Source organism: Paenibacillus germinis, from assembly GCF_013141785.1.
In the GTDB taxonomy this organism is placed as follows: domain Bacteria; phylum Bacillota; class Bacilli; order Paenibacillales; family NBRC-103111; genus Paenibacillus_E; species Paenibacillus_E phytorum.
The window spans coordinates 689,892-708,581 of sequence record NZ_WHOC01000019.1 but is presented as its reverse complement, the minus strand read 5'-3'; the positions used below and the strand labels follow the sequence as shown (position 1 = coordinate 708,581).

The following is an 18,690-nucleotide window of genomic DNA, read 5'->3' as shown; positions in this document are numbered from 1 at the left end:
TGGGGAGTATTGTAATTACTCAAGGGTTCAGGCGCAAGAGGTTGATCCAAGGGGAAATACGTGTAAGGATCGACAGAAGAACCTGAGCAGTCTCTCAGGTTTATTTGCGTTTCATTTTCCCTCTATCAGAAAAATTCTAGTGTTTTGGGTTCTATCGAAGGAGCTCGTTTCATAGATTAAAGTAAGATAGATTAGGAGGAATCAAACTATGAAATGGACATCAGCTACATTGAATCTCAGCCATGTTCGGAAAACGTTTCAGAGCGCAAGTTCCGTCGGAAAAACATTTATTATACTCAGCTTTGGCACCTTAGCTCTATTTGTTCTTATTGGCGTAGGTGGCTTCTTGCAGAATAGAGTCATGACGACTTCGCCAGTTTCATCTATGAAGAGCTTAGCTGCTTCCGTCACGAATCAATTTTTCATCGATATGCTGGGCATGGAAGTGCCTCATCTACATAAAGATCAGAAGAAATTTACATTTTCTCAGCATAATGTGTTTCATTTCGCCTTCCAGTTCTTGACGGATATCAATCCGAACGACCCTAAAAGTCTTGTCGCCAGTGAAGTGCCAGGGATGGATACCAATAAGACGACGGTATTGGTAAGAGGGAGTGCGTCAAATCCCAGTGATCCTATTGATTACGGTCCCCCAAGCTCCCTTGATTTAGAGGCAGAGGCGAAGAATCCTCAACCATCTCCATCACCAGAACCCTCTCCTGTGGGTGGCGCCGCCCCGATAACAAACCCAACAACAGGACAACCGCCAAGAACCGCAGGGGATAATATAGCTTTCATTTATCAAACGCATAGCAATGAGTCATTTTTGCCGGAGTTAAGAGGTGTTACGGATCCTGACAAAGCTTATAGCGATAAGGTGAATATCATTTCCGTAGGTCAAAGATTAGCTCAAAATTTGGAGAAGGACGGCATCGGAGCCGTACATTCCAAGACAGTCTATCCGAGTACGGTCAAAAATTTCGAATATCCGTATTCCTACAAATATTCATTGAAAACGTTGCAGGAAGCTGCTGTTTCACATCCGGATTTGCAATATTATTTCGATATTCATCGAGATTCCGCTGCACGAAATAAAACGACTGCAACCTTTGATGGCAAAGATTATGCCCAGGTGTACTTCATCATCGGTGGTAAAAATCCAAATTGGAAAAAGAATGAGGAATTCGCGAACAAGATTCATCAAGTGTTAGAGGCCAAACATCCTGGTATATCTAAAGGGATTCACGCGAAAGAAGCAAGTGAAGGTAACGGATTATATAATCAGAGCTTTTCGCCTAATAATATATTGATTGAAGTCGGCGGTCCGTACAATTCCCTCGAAGAGTGCTATCGAACAACAGATTGGTTGGCAGAAGCTATTTCAGAGGTGATTTTGAACGCGAAGAAAGTTGACGCACCGGCTATTACCCCTAAGCAGTCGTAGAAGCTAGTTTTGCCAACGAATGCTAAAGCAAAACTCTAAGGAGGATCTCAAAATGAGGCTGAGGCACTTTTATATCAAAGTAGGCTTGTTTGGACTCTTGCTGTTGTTCTGCATTTTATTCGGAGTCAGCTTGGCGTCTAGCGGGATGGAACGCATACAAGGGCCTCAGCCTTCTTCTAAAGCTGTGCAGGAGGCAGCTGTCAAAACACCACCTGGGAAAGCGACGACGGTTAAAGTGTCACAAACTCCAATAGCCAAAGGAGATGCAGCAGCCAAAGCTAAGACTGCCGCGAAGCCAGAGGCTGAAAAGAAGGCGGAGCCGGTAGCTGATCACGATAATTCATTGAATCATGTCGGTAATAAATTAGGGGACTTTCTGCAGATTGCTTCGCATCACGGAATTAAGTTATTCGTGTCCTTGTTTGATGCCGTCTTAGGGAAAGGTTAAGGGGTACATTGCTGCAACTTCCCACAACTGCTATAATGAAAATTATTTGCATGTAGTGGGGGTTAGTCTTTAGCATGACGGACATTCGAGAAAGACAACAAAGAATTCGCAACTTTTCAATTATCGCTCATATCGATCATGGCAAGTCAACACTTGCCGACCGCATACTAGAATATACGGGCGCGCTATCATCGCGTGAGATGCAGGAGCAAGTTCTGGACCAGATGGATTTGGAGCGGGAACGCGGAATTACGATTAAACTTCAGGCGGTTAGATTGGCTTATCGTGCTGACAATGGCGTCGATTATATTCTTAATTTAATTGATACACCGGGACATGTAGACTTTACATACGAGGTTTCCCGAAGCCTTGCCGCTTGTGAAGGTGCGCTGCTGGTTGTAGACGCTGCACAAGGTATCGAAGCACAAACGCTTGCCAACGTGTACCTGGCATTGGAAAATAATTTAGAAATTTTACCTGTTATCAATAAAATCGATTTACCTAGTGCTGATCCTGACAAAGTGAAGCAGGAAATCGAGGATGTTATCGGACTCGATGCCAGCGAGGCTGTTCATGCTTCCGCGAAAGCCGGTATTGGGATTAAAGAGATCATCGAGCAAATTTGTGAGAAAGTGCCGGCTCCGCAAGGAAATCCGGACAATCCGCTGAAAGCATTGATCTTCGATTCCCATTACGATAGCTACAAAGGCGTTATCGTTTATGTGCGTGTCGTTGATGGTTCGATCAAAGCGGGCTCCAAAATCAAAATGATGGCGACGAATAAAGTGTTTGAAGTCATTGAAGTCGGGGCTTTCAAACCGAGAATGTCATCCGTTCCTTCTCTTGAGGTCGGAGATGTTGGATTCGTTGTTGCCGGTATCAAAAATGTAGGGGATACACGAGTCGGGGACACGGTTACCGAAGCGGATCGCCCAGCACCAGAAGCGCTGCCAGGCTATCGCCGGATCAACCCGATGGTGTTCTGCGGACTGTATCCGATCGAAACAACCGATTACAACGATCTGCGTGAAGCTTTGCAGAAGCTGGAGCTGAATGATGCTTCTCTACGTTTTGAACCGGAAACATCTACAGCTTTAGGTTTTGGCTTCCGATGCGGATTCTTGGGTCTGCTGCACATGGAAATTATTCAGGAGCGGATTGAGCGTGAGTTCAATATTCCGTTAATTACGACGGCGCCAAGCGTTATATATCGCATCACATTAACGAATGGCGATGTGATTGAAATCGATAATCCATCGAACTATCCAGATCCACAGCGAATTGACTTCGTTGAAGAGCCTTATGTCAAAGCATCGGTTATTGTTCCGAATGATTACGTAGGAACGATTATGGAGCTTTGCCAAGGCAAACGCGGTGAATATATGAACATGGAATACCTGGATACCAATCGTGTAACATTAACGTACGAAATTCCGTTATCCGAGATCGTATATGATTTCTTCGATATGTTGAAGTCAAGAACAAAGGGCTATGCTTCATTTGACTATGAAGTGTCTGGCTACAAGAAATCGAATCTCGTGAAAATGGACATTCTTTTAAATGCCGAGCAAGTGGATGCTCTCTCCTTTATCGTTCACCGTGATACCGCGTATCATCGCGGCAAAATCATTTGTGATAAACTGAAGGAACTGATTCCGCGTCAAATGTTCGAAGTGCCGATTCAAGCGGCGATTGGACAAAAGATCGTAGCCCGTGAGACGGTTAAAGCGATGCGTAAAAACGTACTCGCCAAATGTTACGGCGGTGACATATCAAGGAAACGTAAGCTCCTTGATAAGCAAAAAGAAGGTAAGAAACGCATGAAGCAAGTCGGCAGTGTAGAAGTGCCGCAAGAAGCGTTCATGGCTGTTCTTAAAATCGACGAATAGATTGAAATAAATGAGAAGCTGGGGTGGCAGAGTAACTCTGCCCCTTGGCTTTTTCTTAATTGATACTAAGTATAAGTTTTATACTTTGTTTTGCATCAACCTTGACAAACCGCCCGTCCCTAAGCCGCGGAATTGTTTATCCTGGATAGAAAGGAAATACCCCTATGTTAGTAACCTATACGGCCCCAACCGCTGTGTATATTCATATCCCTTTTTGCACAAACAAATGCCATTATTGCGATTTCAACTCTTATGTCCTCAAAGGGCAGCCCGTTATGGAGTATCTGGATGCGCTTGAGCGCGAGATGGAACTTACAGTTAGGAATAATCCACCGATCAAGGTGGAAACGATTTTCGTGGGTGGAGGAACGCCAACTGTACTGCTTCCTGATCAAATGGAGCGGTTTCTGCGCATGGTTCGTACGTATTTTCCGGCAGATAGCGCAGAAGTCGAGTTTTCCATGGAAGCTAACCCAGGAACGACGGACGAAGATAAGTTGTCTGTTATGAAAGAAGGCGGCGTCAATCGGATTAGTTTTGGTGTGCAATCTTTTAATAATGATTTGCTCGCCGCGATTGGACGCATTCATAATACAGATGACGTGCATCGAAGCATCGCGGACGCCAAAAAGCTAGGTTTCGATAACCTCTCCATTGACTTGATGTTCGGACTTCCCAAACAAACCGTGGACATCATGCAGGCTACATTGGATGAGGCTTTATCTCTGGATCTGCAGCATTACTCCATCTATAGTCTAAAAGTAGAAGAGAATACTTTGTTTCACACATTGTTCAATAAGAATCAACTGCCTCTTCCAAGTGAAGATGAGGAAGTTGATATGTACGAACTCATCATGAAGAGATTAGAGGCTGCGGGTTATAAGCAATATGAAATCAGTAACTTCGCTAAACCAGGTCGAGAGAGCAGACACAACTCCATGTACTGGCGCAATCGTTCCTACTATGGACTTGGTGCAGGGGCTCATGGGTATATGAATGGCCAGCGTCATGTGAACGTTAAGGGAATTCAACCTTATATTGATGCTGCAAAGGTAGGCTTACCGATCATGGAACAATTTGAGGTAACTCGGCAGGAAGCTATGGAAGACTTCATGATGGTTGGTTTGCGATTGCTGGAAGGCATACGGAATGCGGATTTCATCGAACAATTCGGAATCACCATAGAAACACAATTCGGGGAAACCTTGAATGGCTGGCTGCGAAAACAGCTGCTTGAACAAACGCCTGATGGGTATCGATTGTCCAAACATGGCATCCTGCTTGGCAACGAAGTCTTTGCTTCATTCCTTGCCTAGGCGAGTAACAGAGAGAGACCTGTTTTAATGCAAAAAACTCTTGTGCAAATATACGGTTTATTGTATATTTATACATGAATCCACAAGCGAATCAGCGGCAAAGCCGTAGTGGCGCTAGCGTGGGTTTTATGCATTTTGTTGCGATTGGTGGGATGACAGTGAATCTATCAACTACAGTGTCCGTTAGAAAAGCTTCAATAAGTGATATTGAGAAGCTGCATGATATTATACAAGGCTATGCCAAGCAGGGTATTATGCTGCCGCGGAGCAAAGAGATGCTGGAGGAGCAGATCGACACTTTCGTTGTCGCTGAATCGGATGGCTTGCTGATTGGCTGCGGCTCCCTTACACGGCTTGGGCCAGATCTTGTTGAGATCCGCTCACTTGGGATGACACAAGGCTATAAGGGGCAAGGGATCGGCGGAAAACTTGTAAACTTCTTAGTTGAAGAAGCAAGGAGCCAAGGAATTATTAAAGTGATGGCGCTCACGTATGAAGTAGCCTTTTTCCAAAAAAACGGCTTTACCCTCGTACCAAAAGAGATTTTCCCAGAGAAGGTTTGGAAAGATTGTATGCATTGCAAAAAACAGTATTGCTGCGATGAAATCGCCGTACTTAAACGTTTGGATTGACTTGACAACAGACCTTAGGGTCTGTTATTTTTGTATTAGGATTTAGCACTCACTAAATACGAGTGCTAACGAAAGTGGCAAATAGTGATTTGTGAAGAGGAGGGGTACCTTATGTTGACGGAGCGTCAGCGCATGATTTTAAGTGCTATCATTGATGATTATGTTCGTTCAGCAGAGCCAATTGGTTCGCGAAGTATTTCGAAGCGGGGCAATGTCGGATTCAGTCCGGCGACGATCCGTAACGAGATGTCTGATCTCGAAGAAATGGGTTATTTGGAACAGCCCCATACGTCCGCAGGTCGTATACCCTCGCACAAAGGTTATCGCTATTATGTCGATCATTTGCTTCAACATGGTACCTTGCATAATAACGATTTGGACTCCATGAAGGGTGCTTTTGCCGAACGCATTCAAGAGATGGAAGGTGTGATCCAGCATGTTGCGGGAATGCTCTCCAGTCTTACGAATTATACATCGATCGTGCTTGGTCCTGAGGTATTCAGTACAACGCTGAAACACTTACAGATTATCCCGCTTTCAGAAACGACAGCCGTTGCCATTATTGTTATGAATACGGGTCATGTGGAGAATAAAACAGTTTCCATTCCTGAAGGCATACGGATGTCTGAGATTGAAAAGGTCGTTAATATTCTGAATGCAAAGCTTAAAAATGTACCGTTGATTGAGTTTAAATCCAGGCTTTACAATGAAATTTCGAGCGAGTTAAGCAAATATGTGAATGGGTATCAAGAGCTTCTAGCGGTTGTGGAAAGCGTGCTTCAAAGCAATGAGAAGGATCGCGTCTTCCTAAGCGGTATGACGAATATGTTGACCCAACCCGAGTTCAAGGATGTTGACAAGGTCAAAAGCATTTTTGATCTATTGGAAGAAGCGCCAACCCTCATCAAATTGTTTACCTCGTCAAATGAAGGCATTGAGATTAAAATTGGTGCTGAAAATAGTATTGAAGCTATCAATAATTGCAGCTTAATAACGGCCTCTTATTCGATCGGTGATAAGCCTCTTGGAACGATAGGAATTTTGGGTCCTACCCGTATGGAATACGGCAGGGTCATTAGCTTAATGGAGCATTTGTCGAAGCATCTAGAAGTCGTTCTTGGGCGTTGGTATGGCAAATGAGCGGAATGAAAACAGTTCATAGCGAGGGTGAGGAACGTTACTCTACGCTGGTCAACAATGCTGCTGCCGTAAGAGCGATTTGTTCTGCGGTCGAGGGGACACTTGGACCCAAAGGTCTCGATACCATGTTAGTTGGTGGGCAGGGTGAAGTCATTATTACCAATGATGGTGTAACTATTTTGGAAAAAATGGACGTCACTCATCCTGCGGCTAGGTTGATGATTCAGGTCGCACGCAGTCAGCAGCGCCAAATCGGCGACGGTACAACGACGGCAACAGTTCTTGCTGGAGCTTTGGTGCAAGAAGGTGTCGCTCAGGTAACGCGCGGCGTACCGGTCGCAAAGGTCGTCAGCGGAATGCTGCAAGGCATCGAGCTAGCGGTAAAAAGCTTACAAAGCCGAAGCCGCGCGATTGTCGGTTTAGGTGATAGCGCGCTGAAACGCATTGCTATCACAGCCGGTAGGGAGCAGTCGGATATCGCAAAGCTCATCGTTCAAGCCGCCGAAGCAGTTGGTGAGGCGAAGCTTCGCGAAGACGGCTACCGCTTCGCAGACAGTGTGCTCGCCCATGAAGAGGCGAGCAGTGAGGTATGGACCGGCATTCTGCTGAATCAGAAGCCGATGAACCTGCATCTCGAGCACGAGCTGCGTGATGCTCGAATCCTCGTGCTGCATGATGCATTGGAGCCTGAGGCGGTCAGCGAAGAAGCGCTGGTCACCGAGGCAGGCTTCCAGCGCTACATGCAGCTGCGGGAGCAGTTCCGCAGCAGCCTAGGCTCGCTGCTGGAGCTTGGCGTCGGTCTGATCGCATCAGACCGCGGGGTTGACCCTGAGGCGGAGCAGTTCTGCTCCGACCATGGCATTATCGTGCTGCAGCGGCTGTCCCGCAGGGACATGCAGCTGCTGAGCGAGCACACCGGCGCTAGGCCGGTTCGGCGCACAGCGCTGCGCAAGAGCGCGCCGGAGCTCGGCGCCGCCCTCGGGCACGCGGGCTATGCCGCGTACGACGAGCGGCTGGAGCGCGTGCGCGTTGCGCGCGGTCACGGGGAGCAGCACGTGACCGTGATCGTCGGCGCCGCGACACGTGAAGCGGCGCACGAGCGCTCGCGCATCGCGAAAGACGCTGCGTCAGCCGTTCAAGCCGCCGTACGCGGCGGGTACTTGCCCGGAGGCGGCGCCGCGGAGATGGCGGTCGCCCATGATCTCGAGCGCGTCCGCGAGACGATGAAGGGCATGGAAGGCTTCGGTGTTGCCGCTGTCGCGGGGGCACTTCGTAAGCCTGTGGCCCAAATTGTCGTCAATGCGGGATATAATCCGCTCGAGAAGGTTGAAGAGCTGAAAGCCGCGCAGATTGCGCTGGAAACCGACAGTCTGGGTATCGATTGCGATACCGGACAAGTAACTGACTTCTTAGAAGCAGGTATTGTGGATCCAGCTGATGTGAAAATTCACGCTCTGCAAGCAGCTGGAGAAGTTGCTGCCGCTGTGCTGCGTATTCATACGGTTATTAAGATGAAGCAGCCTTTTGAAGAGGCCTAAAGATGGGCAAACTGACGTAAGAGAGATTATGATGTTAACAAGGAGAGACTTTGATCTCCGCTCAAAGATCCATATATTATGTTTAGGAGGTGAAGTACAATTGAGTACTGGAGATAACAAAACAGCCGAGCAAGACGTGAACACTACATACGCAGCCGAAGGCGAGCAAGCCGCTGAACAACAAGAAGCGGTAGGCCAAGATTCGCAAGCGGAGGTTTCTGAGGAAACCAAAGAAGTAAGCGAGTTGGAAACGGCGCGTGTGCAAGCAGAAGAAAACTATCAGCGTTTATTACGCGTTCAAGCGGACTTCGACAACTTCCGCCGCCGCGCTAGAGCGGAGAAGGAAGATTTCGCGAAATACGCTTCGCTTAAATTGATTGAACAGCTTTTACCGATTGTAGATAACTTCGATCGCGCGCTGTCTTCAAGCAAAGAGACGAAGGATTTCGACGCTTTGGTGAAAGGCTTGGATATGACGTACCGCGGCATCGATCAACTGCTAACCGCAGAAGGGCTTAAACCCATCGATTCCGTAGGTCAACCGTTCAATCCGGAATTCCACCAAGCAGTTATGCAGGTTGAATCCGAAGAACACGAAGAAGGTATCGTGGTAGAAGAACTGCAAAAAGGCTATATTCTCAAAGATAAAGTCATCCGACCTGCCATGGTCAAAGTTAGCGTGTAAGAGATCTTATTTTTCTCAACATTCAAATAAACGAAATGTTCCATAGGAGCAAAAGGAGGCAGCTTTACATGAGTAAAGTAATTGGTATTGACTTAGGTACAACAAATTCTTGCGTTGCCGTAATGGAAGGCGGAGAAGCCGTCGTAATTCCAAACCCGGAGGGTAACCGTACAACCCCTTCCGTTGTTGGTTTCAAGAAAGATGGCGAGCGCGTTGTTGGTGAAACAGCAAAACGTCAAGCAATCACAAACCCAGATAAAACAATTAGCTCCATCAAGCGTCACATTGGTACTAACCACAAAGAACACATCGATGGCAAAGATTACACGCCACAAGAAATCTCAGCTATTATTCTGCAAAAGCTTAAAGCTGATGCTGAAGCTTACCTTGGTCAAACCGTAACTCAAGCTGTTATTACGGTTCCTGCCTATTTCAATGACAGCCAACGTCAAGCTACAAAAGATGCTGGTAAAATTGCTGGTCTTGAAGTTCTTCGTATCGTCAATGAGCCAACTGCAGCAGCACTTGCTTACGGTTTGGAAAAAACAGAAGATCAAACGATTCTCGTTTATGACCTTGGTGGCGGTACGTTTGACGTATCCATCCTTGAATTAGGCGATGGTTTCTTTGAAGTTAAAGCAACAAGTGGAGACAACAAGCTTGGCGGCGACGACTTCGACCAAGTCATCATCGATTACCTCGTAGCTGAATTCAAAAAAGAGCAAGGCATCGACCTTTCCAAAGATAAAGCAGCGGTACAACGTTTGAAAGATGCAGCTGAAAAAGCGAAAAAAGAGCTTTCCGGCGTTCTGACAACAACTGTTTCCCTGCCGTTCATTACAGTAGCTGACGGCGTTCCTCAGCATTTGGAGTTGAACCTAACTCGTGCGAAGTTCGAAGAGCTTTCCGCTGGTCTTGTAGAAAGAACACTAGGACCAACTCGTCAAGCACTGCAGGATTCCGGTTTGTCCACTAGTCAAATCGACAAAGTTGTTCTTGTTGGTGGATCCACGCGTATTCCAGCAGTTGTTGAAGCGATCAAAAAATTGACTGGTAAAGAGCCTCATAAAGGTGTTAACCCGGATGAAGTTGTTGCCCTTGGTGCAGCTGTTCAAGCTGGTGTATTGACAGGTGAAGTGAAAGACGTCGTTCTTCTTGACGTAACTCCGCTTTCACTTGGTATCGAAACAGCAGGCGGTGTGTTCACGAAAATGATCGACCGCAACACAACGATTCCTACAACGAAATCACAAGTGTACTCCACTTATGCAGATAACCAAACTAGCGTTGAGATTCACGTGCTTCAAGGTGAGCGTTCGATGGCTAGCGGGAACAAAACACTAGGCCGTTTCATGCTTGGTGATATTCCTCCGGCTCCGCGCGGCGTTCCACAAATCGAAGTTAGCTTCGATATCGATGCGAACGGTATCGTAAACGTGTCAGCACTCGACAAAGGAACTGGCAAAAGCCAAAAAATCACGATCACTTCTTCCAGCGGCTTAAGCGATGCAGAAGTTGAACAAATGGTGAAAGATGCGGAAGCTCATGCTGAGGAAGACCGTACTCGCAAAGAGCTTGTAGAAGCTCGCAACGAAGCGGATCAACTCGTATATTCCGTTGACAAAACGATCAAGGATCTTGGCGATAAAGTAGACCAAGGCGAAATCGACAAAGCGAACGCTGCAAAAGAGAAAGTGACAGCTGCTCTAGCTGGTAACGAACTCGAAGCGATCAAAAAAGCAACAGAAGAGTTGACAGAAGTCATTCAACAACTTTCCGTGAAGCTGTATGAGCAAGCTGCTCAGCAACAAGGTGCTGAAGGCGATGCTGGCGCTGGCGAAGCCCCTAAAGGCAGAGAAAATGTTGTCGACGCAGACTACGAAGTTGTTGACGAACCAAAAAAATAATCATATCCTAACTTAATATGAAGTTTAAAAAGTTGACTTTGAAAGCCAATTTTTAAACACCGTATTTTATTAATCAACGTATGAGTCAAAGCCAAGAGGAGTTTCTCCGTGGCTTTGACTTTCCGTTTGTAGTCTTGAACATGGGAGTGGAACAATGAGTAAACGTGATTTTTATGAGGTGCTTGGGCTAGGCAAAGATGCTTCGCAAGAAGAGATCAAGAAGGCTTACCGTAAAATGGCTCGTCAGTATCACCCTGACGTGAACAAAGCCGCGGATGCGGAAGATAAATTCAAAGAAGCGAAAGACGCTTATGATGTTTTGAGCGATGATCAGAAAAAAGCCCAGTATGATCGCTTTGGTCATGTAGATCCTAACCAAGGTATGGGCGGCCAAGACTTCAGCGGCGGCTTTGGGGATATCTTTGATATGTTCTTCGGCGGTGGCGGTGGTGGAAACCGTCGTAACCCGAATGCTCCGCAGCGCGGGAACGATTTGCAATACACAATGACGATTGAGTTCAAAGAAGCGATTTTCGGGAAAGAAACCGATATCCATATTCCACGAACTGAAAATTGTGATACGTGTAATGGATCCGGTGCTAAGCCAGGTACGAAGCCTGAAACTTGTGGCGGTTGTCAGGGCAGCGGGCAGCAGGAAGTGGTGCAGAATACTGCATTTGGCCGTATTGTTAACCGTCGAGTCTGTACGACATGTAATGGCCAAGGGAAAATCATCAAAGAAAAATGCGGAACGTGTCATGGCGCTGGTAAGGTGAAAAAACAGCGTACTATCCACATCAAGATTCCTGCTGGTGTCGATGATGGCGCACAATTGCGTGTCTCCGGCGAAGGGGAAGGCGGAACTCGCGGAGGCCCTGCGGGTGACCTCTACGTCGTTATTCGTGTGAAAACACATGAATTCTTCGAACGTGAAGGCAATGACGTCTATTGTGAAGTTCCATTGACCTTCATGCAGGCAGCGTTAGGTGATGAGATCGAGATTCCAACGCTCACTGAGAAGGTTAAGCTCAAAATTCCTGCTGGTACCCAAACCGATACGTATTTCCGCTTAAAAGGTAAAGGGGTTCCTCACCTTCGCGGCTTCGGTCAAGGTGATCAGCACGTGAAAGTGATCGTGATGACGCCAACGAATTTGAGCGAAGATCAAAAGGATTTGCTCCGTCAATTCGGTAAACAAAGCGGCGAAAATACGTCTGAGCAGAATCAATCCATTTTCGAGCGTATGAAAAGAGCCTTCTTAGGCGATTAAAACTTTATAAGAGTAAGGAAACACTCCACCAGGAGCCTTATACAGATTTCGATCTGTTGAGAAGCTCCTGGTGGAGTGTTTTTGTTTCCTTTTACTAGTTATCAGTTAACATTTAGCAAATAAATAGTCGAATATTTTACACAGCGCATACGTTCCTATAACTTCCTCTTAATCTATAAACCTTATGCTAGATAAGGTGAAATACTATTTTTGGAGGGAATACAACTTGAAAAAAAGTCTAAAACAAATCATGGGTTCCGGTTTAAGCATTTCTTTATTGGCGGTAAGCGTAGCGGGAGCGGCATCAGCTGCTGATACAACTACTACAACTACTACAACTACTACAACGCCTACAACACCTACGACAACGGCGCAATCCAAGAATTTGATTGTCCTTATCGGCGACGGCATGGGTCCGGCAGAAGTAACGGCAGCAAGGTATTACTCCAAAAAGTTTTTAAATAAAGACCGTTTAGAGCTGGATGGCGGATATTATGTGGGGAAAGCAACGACTTATTCGCAAGCAGGCCCATACACATCAGAGTCCGGAGCGGTAACTGACTCAGCAGCAGCAGGGACAGCCTTCTCGACTGGAAATAAAACGTACAATAACGCAATCAGCGTATCGAACGGTGAGGTTGCAAAGCCGTTTGGTTCGGTTGTTGAAGCGGCTATTAAACAAGGTAAAGCAACTGGTCTCGTAACAACGGATAGTATTGTTGGGGCAACACCAGCTGTGTGGGCTTCCCACGTTCGTCAGCGCGGCAATCAAAATGCCATTGCTTCCCAGTACCTGAATAGCGGTGTGAATGTATTCTTTGGTGGTGGTAAAACAAACTTCATTACGAAGGATGAGAAAGGTAAGCGTACAGACAAAAACATTATTCCTGATTTTGAAGCGAAAGGCTATAAAACAGCTTATGATAAAGCTGGATTAGATGCACTTCCTGCAACTGCAGGTAATGCGCTTGGACTTTTTGCTCTTAACGAAATTCCTTATGTGCTTGATCGTGATGATAAAACGCCTAGCTTACCACAATTGACTCAAAAAGCCCTCGATATCTTATCGCAAAATAAAAATGGTTTCGTCCTAGTGGTAGAGCAAGGCCGTATTGACCACGCCGGTCATGCGAATGATCTTCCTGCTAATATTCAAGAGACGCTCGAGCTTGACGCTACGTTCAAAACAATGGTGGATTTCGCGAAAAAAGACGGAAATACATCTGTTGTTGTAACGGCTGACCATGAAACAGGAGGTTTGTCGCTCGCTAGAGACAACGTGTATGAATTGAATGTGGATCTTTTTAACAAAGAGAAGCACTCTTATGAGTATTTGGACGCTATTTTGAAAACAGCACAAACGGCGGATGATGTTCGCAAAATTGTTGCGGATAACATGGGCTTCACGGATTTGTCCGACGAGGAAATTGCCCTTATTCTAAAAGGCGACGGTTCATCTTACGGTCGCGGTGGCGGTTACAACGCAGTCGTTTCCAAACGTCTGGGTGTTGGCTGGACAGGGCATGGTCATACAGGCGTTGACGTGGGCGTATGGGCTTACGGTCCGATCGCTTCCCTTGTAAAAGGCGATATCGATAACACGGACGTTGCCAAAAGTGGCGCTAAAGTGATTGGTGCTGATCTGACAGCAGCGACGAAAGAACTGCAAGATAAATATTTATACCCGCTTTTCAAAGTAACTCGTGATAATAAAACGTTGTTTACAGCAAGATCCCTTGCTGAATCTTTAGACATCAAAGTAACTTGGGACGAAAAAACGAAAACGGTTGTCCTTAGTAAAGATAGCCAGCAATTATCGGTTCTAGTTGAAACTGGCGCCATTACGGAAAATGGTACAGCAAGCACATTTGTTGGTAATGTGGACAATGGTAAGCTGTATCTGCCATTAGAGGCATTCAATAAGTTGACAGGTAAAAGCTTCACATGGGATTCCGCAAGCGAGCGTATTCTGAAAAACTAGCAGTTCAGGTAAAAAGAATGGACAGGGGATAACGCTACCCTTGTCCTCTTTTCCTATTTTAGACCAATGGATTTGGAGGACAGTTATGATTGAGATTAAGGGGATTTCTAAGTCTTTCACAATTCACGGAAAAAGTTTGCCTATTTTGAACGTTTCTAAATGGCAGGTCCAGCAAGGGGATAGATTGGCTCTACTGGGGCCGAGTGGAAGTGGGAAAAGTACGCTGCTGCATTTGCTCAGCGGTGTGATGCAGCCTGATCAAGGTGAAATTTGGGTAAATGGTTTGCCGCTCCACACGTATTCGGAAAGCAAACGAGATCGTTATAGGGCGGAGCATGTAGGCTACATTTTTCAAGATTTTCACTTGATTTCATCTTTGACCGCTAAACAAAACGTGGAACTTATTGTTCCACAAGAATGGACGAAGAAGCAGATCAAAGATCAGGTAGACTATTGGTTTGAAAGAGTCGGACTGAAGGATCGTCAGCATCATCTGCCTTCTGAACTATCTCGCGGTCAGCAGCAAAGGGCTGCGATTATACGTGCGATCATAGCGAAGCCGCAGCTTATATTGGCTGATGAGCCTACAGGCAGCCTGGATTGGGAAACTGCGGGGGATATCATGTCTCTGCTGCTGGACATATGTGAAGCGGAGAAACTGACATTATTGACCGTCACGCATGATTTGCATTTAGCTGATATGTATCCTACACGGGTTCATATTCAGGATATCAATGAATTACCGAGGAGAGAAGCGGTATGAAATTAATCACCCTATTGTGGCATAATGTTATTCACCGCAAAACGCTTTCTCTTCTCACGATTTTATCCGTTGCTGTGACGGTCGCTCTTGTTGTTTTCCTACTGCTTTGTAGTAATGGGGTTGAACAAGGGGCGGAGAAAGGATATGGTCCCTTTGAAGTGACGATTGGTGCAAAGGGAAGTGCCTCTCAGCTGGCTCTTAACACGTATTTCCATATCGGCGCTCCGACAGGTAATGTTCCATATTCGCTTCTGGAAGATGTGCGAAAAGATGAATTCGTTGATCGTGCTTACGCAATGACGACAGGAGATAATTATAACGGTTTTCCGATTGTCGGGATGGAACCCGAATATTTCGTCACTCGCTATGGGGCCGATAAGCAAATGGCTCAGGGGAAATTATACGATAAGCTTGGCGATACCATTGTTGGTGCACATGTGGCTAATTCACTAGGGCTTCATGTTGGGGATAAGTTTCAAGGCGCACATGGACTGGTTCAAGGTACTGATGACGATGACGATGGAGATGCAGCGGATGAACATGATCACCATCACAGTTTCACCTACACAGTTGTGGGTATTTTGCCTCCTCTGATGACTTCAGATGATCGAGCTGTCTTCACAACACTTGATTATGCATGGGCTGTTCACGAGAGTCAGCAAGGGGATAACAAGGAAGTTACAACGATTTTGGTCAAACCAAAGTCACTGTTGGGTGCGCAGTCGATTAAGACGAAGTACGGGCAAATAAGCAATGTGCAGGCGATCTATACAAGTAAAGCAGTTGCTGATGTCGTGAATGTCGTTGATAAAGGAACACAAGCGCTGAGTGTTGTAACTGTTATCTGCATTTTGCTTGCTGCAGGCTCCATTTTGCTCTCTCTGATTGCCGCTGTAAATGAGCGTAAAAAAGATGTCGGTTTACTACGGCTCATTGGAAAATCAAAGAGATTCATTTGGGTTTCACTGATCGGGGAAGGGATTCTCTTGACCTTCATCGGATTGATATTTGGTATTTTGGTAGGTCATGCCGGAGGATATTTAAGTCGTGCAGCTGTTTTCGAATACTCTGGCTTACAAATTCAAACATGGCATTTCATGCCGGGAGAGGGGCTGCTAGTCGTAGGAACCTTGTTGATCGGTGTTCTTGCTTCCGTAGGACCCGCACTTCAAGCATATCGCGTGGACCCTTTGCAATTATTTAAGTCTTGAGGTGGTAATTATGAAAATAAGGCAATTTATCATAGGACTCAGTATTTTTGCTCTAATATTATCAGGCTGTGGTCAAAAGAAAACGGAGACAGCAGGCCAGTCATTCGGCAATGTGTCCCAAACAACGATCTCATCTGTCAGCCCATCTAACAGTCCGAGTCCCAAGGAAACTCCGGCCGTCAGTAAACCTGCTGTTTCGGAAACACCTGAAGCAGTAGTTCCATTAGTGACGCCGAAGCCGGAAAAGGAAGCAGCAGCCTCCACTACTGCTAAAGACAATAAGCCAACATCGCTTCCTTCTCCCAAAGTGTCGGAGCATCCTGCTTCCGTTGAGGAAGGAGCAGCTGCTAAGGCTGCGAATACGGCAGCAACACCTGTGGTTGAGCCCAAACAGTTAGAAGATCCGGCAAATGCCAAGAAGAAGCCTGCCAGTTTATCGAATGAAATCAACTGGACGCAGTTTTTTGATAATGATAAGCAGGATAAACCCTCTGAGAAATTTTGGGATATGAGCGGCAAAACGGTGCAAATCAAAGGCTTTATGGGTGAGGTGCTTTCCTTTGATAAGCACTGGTTTCTATTAATTCCTAAGCCTGGCGCAGAATGTCCATTCGATAATGGCGATGAAACGTATTGGAATAAAATCATGATCGTCTTTGTCCCTGACAATGTGAAGCTACGCTATACATCAGGTCCGCTGCTCATCACAGGTAAGTTGGATGTAGGAGTCAAACTCGATGAATCGGGCTACAAAACAATGTTCCGACTTTACGATGCTTCATTTGAGAAAATAAAGGAATAATATAGCCCGTCGATTGTATAATAATGGCTCTTTAAGGCAAACTAAAAACTGGATTTTATTACGACAGCTTTTTAGGAGGTTCAAAGATGAGCGAGAACAACAAGCAGCAAGTGAAGAATGGCGAATTACCTGTCGTCAAAAATGAAGATGTCGAATTCGCGGCGGAAGTTGCTGACGAGGATGATTTCGAGGCTGCCGAGAGAGCGCAAGCAGCTGATTACAGACAGGAAGAACAATAATGGCGGAGAAAAGTATTCTCGCCTATTTTCATTCACCGGAGCAAGCAGAGGGAGCAGCTTCCAAGCTGAAAGCACTGCGTGCTATTGACGTTCAGGTAGATCGATTCGGAAGATATGCTGGCAGCGGGTTGCAATCGGCGATGAATCCTTATGCTGGGGACTTTGGAAGCTTGGGTGCGTTAACCCAGGCTGCGGATGTGTCTACGCCGGATGAAGGGATTCTGATTGCAGCAGATCCAGCGGCAAGCGGTTTAAGCGACGGTGGAGGTGGCGGTGTAACTGGAATTGACATTATACTAGCTGCCGTCATCGATGATGCTGTATATGAGCAGGCTGTACGTGTCATTCAAAGCGCTGGCGGAACTATGTAAGCATAAAAAGCATCTTCTCAAAAGGCTAATGCCTTTATGAACAGATGCTTTTTTTATATAGGAAAGTGCTTATGGCCCACTCATGATTTCAACAAGTTGGTCTGGATGATCCGTTATAATGCTGGAGACACCGAGTGCAAGCATCTGCTTCATGATCGTCGGTTGATTGACCGTCCATACATAGACTTCCTTCTGATGTGTCACGGCAAGTTTCATGAATGATTCTGTTACGAGGGGATAGGCTGCAGAAATAACATCGAAATCAGAATTCTCCATGATGGTTTCAATGTTTTCCGGTTTTTGCCCCACGATAAGGCCAGTCTTGATCTGGGGATTAAGCTTTTTCACGGTATGAAGCAGCTTGTCATCAAATGAAGTCACCGTGCATTCCTTCTCAAAACCGTGTGATTGAATAAGATCGACTGTTTTTTCTGCGAGCAGCTTACCGTGGCTGTTATTTTTCATTTCAATATTCAGCTTGATGCGATCTTTGGCTACCTCTAACACTTCATCGAGAGTTGGAACATGTTCATTCTTAAATTTGGAATGGAACCAGCTGCCGGCACTAGCCTGTTTAAGCTCAGAAGATGTGACTTCCCATATCTTTTTGTTGATTCCTGTAGTGCGACGAACGCTTTCATCGTGCATGACCATTACGACGCCGTCAGACGTTTCTTGAACGTCAAGCTCGGCGTAACCGGCTTTGTCAGAAATGGATTGAAGGATCGAGCTAAGGGTATTTTCCGGTGCAGCTGTTGAGCTGCCTCGGTGAGCGGTAACTTGGTTAAAGTTATCAGCAAGCATGGTTGGTGTCGTGAAAGGTGCTGCTAGTACCGCACCAACGAAAACAAGTGAGATGAATAGTGTTTTGTACATGTGATGACCCCAGTCTAATGATGTATAAAGCAAGAAAGACGATAAGCACTGCTTACTTTTTCAATTTAACATGAAGGTATTAGGAAGTTGTTAGGAAGCAGAAATATTTTAAAGCGCTTACAAGCTGTACGCCATTTTACCCAAGAAGCGAAGTGTAGTACAATAATCAGTGTGAAAA

The 18,690-nt window shown here is 45.9% G+C and carries 17 protein-coding genes; 16 read left to right on the top strand and 1 reads right to left on the bottom strand.

What is annotated here, in order from left to right; genetic code table 11:
- Positions 1 to 208 precede the first annotated feature (208 nt).
- The 16 genes from spoIIP (at position 209) to GC102_RS05540 (ending at position 17,636) form a co-directional block, all read left to right on the top strand.
- Positions 209 to 1,444, top strand: coding sequence for a stage II sporulation protein P (gene spoIIP / locus GC102_RS05615; protein WP_171688533.1), 1,236 nt, complete (start codon positions 209 to 211; stop codon positions 1,442 to 1,444).
- A 52-nt stretch (positions 1,445 to 1,496) separates the two neighbouring features.
- Positions 1,497 to 1,892, top strand: coding sequence for a DUF3679 domain-containing protein (locus GC102_RS05610; RefSeq protein WP_171688532.1), 396 nt, complete (start codon positions 1,497 to 1,499; stop codon positions 1,890 to 1,892).
- Positions 1,893 to 1,966: 74 nt separating this feature from the next.
- Positions 1,967 to 3,781, top strand: a complete 1,815-nt coding sequence (gene lepA, locus GC102_RS05605; RefSeq protein ID WP_171688531.1) for a translation elongation factor 4 — start codon at positions 1,967 to 1,969, stop codon at positions 3,779 to 3,781.
- Positions 3,782 to 3,945: 164 nt separating this feature from the next.
- Positions 3,946 to 5,097, top strand: a complete 1,152-nt coding sequence (gene hemW / locus GC102_RS05600; protein ID WP_171688530.1) for a radical SAM family heme chaperone HemW — start codon at positions 3,946 to 3,948, stop codon at positions 5,095 to 5,097.
- Positions 5,098 to 5,255: 158 nt separating this feature from the next.
- Positions 5,256 to 5,729: an N-acetyltransferase gene (locus GC102_RS05595; RefSeq protein ID WP_235551025.1), complete on the top strand. Its 474-nt coding sequence runs from the start codon at positions 5,256 to 5,258 to the stop codon at positions 5,727 to 5,729.
- Positions 5,730 to 5,840: 111 nt separating this feature from the next.
- The gene (gene hrcA, locus GC102_RS05590; RefSeq protein WP_171643709.1) at positions 5,841 to 6,869 is read left to right on the top strand and encodes a heat-inducible transcriptional repressor HrcA; all 1,029 of its coding nucleotides are present in this window, start codon (positions 5,841 to 5,843) and stop codon (positions 6,867 to 6,869) included.
- Entirely contained in the window at positions 6,866 to 8,407 is a 1,542-nt protein-coding gene (locus tag GC102_RS05585) for a TCP-1/cpn60 chaperonin family protein (protein WP_171688529.1), read from the top strand. Before hrcA ends, GC102_RS05585 begins: the two co-directional genes overlap by 4 nt.
- Positions 8,408 to 8,507: 100 nt before the next feature.
- A complete protein-coding gene (gene grpE / locus GC102_RS05580) occupies positions 8,508 to 9,092 on the top strand; it encodes a nucleotide exchange factor GrpE (protein ID WP_171643710.1) in 585 nt (194 codons plus the stop codon).
- A gap of 68 nt (positions 9,093 to 9,160) precedes the next feature.
- Entirely contained in the window at positions 9,161 to 10,999 is a 1,839-nt protein-coding gene (gene dnaK, locus GC102_RS05575) for a molecular chaperone DnaK (RefSeq protein WP_171688528.1), read from the top strand.
- 154 nt (positions 11,000 to 11,153) lie between these two features.
- Entirely contained in the window at positions 11,154 to 12,269 is a 1,116-nt protein-coding gene (dnaJ, locus tag GC102_RS05570) for a molecular chaperone DnaJ (protein WP_171688527.1), read from the top strand.
- A gap of 226 nt (positions 12,270 to 12,495) precedes the next feature.
- On the top strand, positions 12,496 to 14,250 hold the full coding sequence (locus GC102_RS05565; protein ID WP_171688526.1) for an alkaline phosphatase: 1,755 nt from the start codon (positions 12,496 to 12,498) through the stop codon (positions 14,248 to 14,250).
- Between the two features lie 85 nt (positions 14,251 to 14,335).
- Positions 14,336 to 15,013: an ABC transporter ATP-binding protein gene (locus GC102_RS05560; RefSeq protein WP_171688525.1), complete on the top strand. Its 678-nt coding sequence runs from the start codon at positions 14,336 to 14,338 to the stop codon at positions 15,011 to 15,013.
- Positions 15,010 to 16,224 carry an ABC transporter permease gene (locus GC102_RS05555; RefSeq protein WP_171688524.1) on the top strand — a complete coding sequence of 405 codons (1,215 nt, stop codon included), beginning with the start codon at positions 15,010 to 15,012 and terminating at the stop codon, positions 16,222 to 16,224. Before GC102_RS05560 ends, GC102_RS05555 begins: the two co-directional genes overlap by 4 nt.
- 10 nt (positions 16,225 to 16,234) lie before the next feature.
- Complete coding sequence (locus GC102_RS05550; protein WP_171688523.1) at positions 16,235 to 17,026, top strand: hypothetical protein; 792 nt, start codon at positions 16,235 to 16,237, stop codon at positions 17,024 to 17,026.
- An 86-nt stretch (positions 17,027 to 17,112) separates the two neighbouring features.
- The gene (locus GC102_RS05545; RefSeq protein ID WP_171688522.1) at positions 17,113 to 17,265 is read left to right on the top strand and encodes a YfhD family protein; all 153 of its coding nucleotides are present in this window, start codon (positions 17,113 to 17,115) and stop codon (positions 17,263 to 17,265) included.
- Complete coding sequence (locus GC102_RS05540) at positions 17,265 to 17,636, top strand: hypothetical protein (protein ID WP_171688521.1); 372 nt, start codon at positions 17,265 to 17,267, stop codon at positions 17,634 to 17,636. The genes GC102_RS05545 and GC102_RS05540 overlap by 1 nt, the downstream gene beginning before the upstream one ends.
- Positions 17,637 to 17,705: 69 nt before the next feature.
- Here the strand turns inward: GC102_RS05540 and GC102_RS05535 are convergent, their stop codons facing one another.
- On the bottom strand, positions 17,706 to 18,512 hold the full coding sequence (locus GC102_RS05535) for a glycerophosphodiester phosphodiesterase (RefSeq protein ID WP_171688520.1): 807 nt from the start codon (positions 18,510 to 18,512) through the stop codon (positions 17,706 to 17,708).
- Positions 18,513 to 18,690: the final 178 nt, after the last annotated feature.

Bases quoted from the DNA above. Each gene is read 5' to 3' on its own strand.
- GC102_RS05550 (WP_171688523.1), top strand. From the start codon at position 16,235: ATGAAAATAAGGCAATTTATCATAGGACTCAGTATTTTTGCTCTAATA.
- lepA (WP_171688531.1), top strand. From the start codon at position 1,967: ATGACGGACATTCGAGAAAGACAACAAAGAATTCGCAACTTTTCAATT.
- dnaJ (WP_171688527.1), top strand. From the start codon at position 11,154: ATGAGTAAACGTGATTTTTATGAGGTGCTTGGGCTAGGCAAAGATGCT.
- GC102_RS05540 (WP_171688521.1), top strand. From the start codon at position 17,265: ATGGCGGAGAAAAGTATTCTCGCCTATTTTCATTCACCGGAGCAAGCA.
- dnaK (WP_171688528.1), top strand. From the start codon at position 9,161: ATGAGTAAAGTAATTGGTATTGACTTAGGTACAACAAATTCTTGCGTT.
- GC102_RS05545 (WP_171688522.1), top strand. From the start codon at position 17,113: ATGAGCGAGAACAACAAGCAGCAAGTGAAGAATGGCGAATTACCTGTC.
- GC102_RS05610 (WP_171688532.1), top strand. From the start codon at position 1,497: ATGAGGCTGAGGCACTTTTATATCAAAGTAGGCTTGTTTGGACTCTTG.
- spoIIP (WP_171688533.1), top strand. From the start codon at position 209: ATGAAATGGACATCAGCTACATTGAATCTCAGCCATGTTCGGAAAACG.
- GC102_RS05560 (WP_171688525.1), top strand. From the start codon at position 14,336: ATGATTGAGATTAAGGGGATTTCTAAGTCTTTCACAATTCACGGAAAA.
- hrcA (WP_171643709.1), top strand. From the start codon at position 5,841: ATGTTGACGGAGCGTCAGCGCATGATTTTAAGTGCTATCATTGATGAT.
- GC102_RS05555 (WP_171688524.1), top strand. From the start codon at position 15,010: ATGAAATTAATCACCCTATTGTGGCATAATGTTATTCACCGCAAAACG.
- GC102_RS05535 (WP_171688520.1), bottom strand. From the start codon at position 18,512: ATGTACAAAACACTATTCATCTCACTTGTTTTCGTTGGTGCGGTACTA.
- hemW (WP_171688530.1), top strand. From the start codon at position 3,946: ATGTTAGTAACCTATACGGCCCCAACCGCTGTGTATATTCATATCCCT.
- GC102_RS05585 (WP_171688529.1), top strand. From the start codon at position 6,866: ATGAGCGGAATGAAAACAGTTCATAGCGAGGGTGAGGAACGTTACTCT.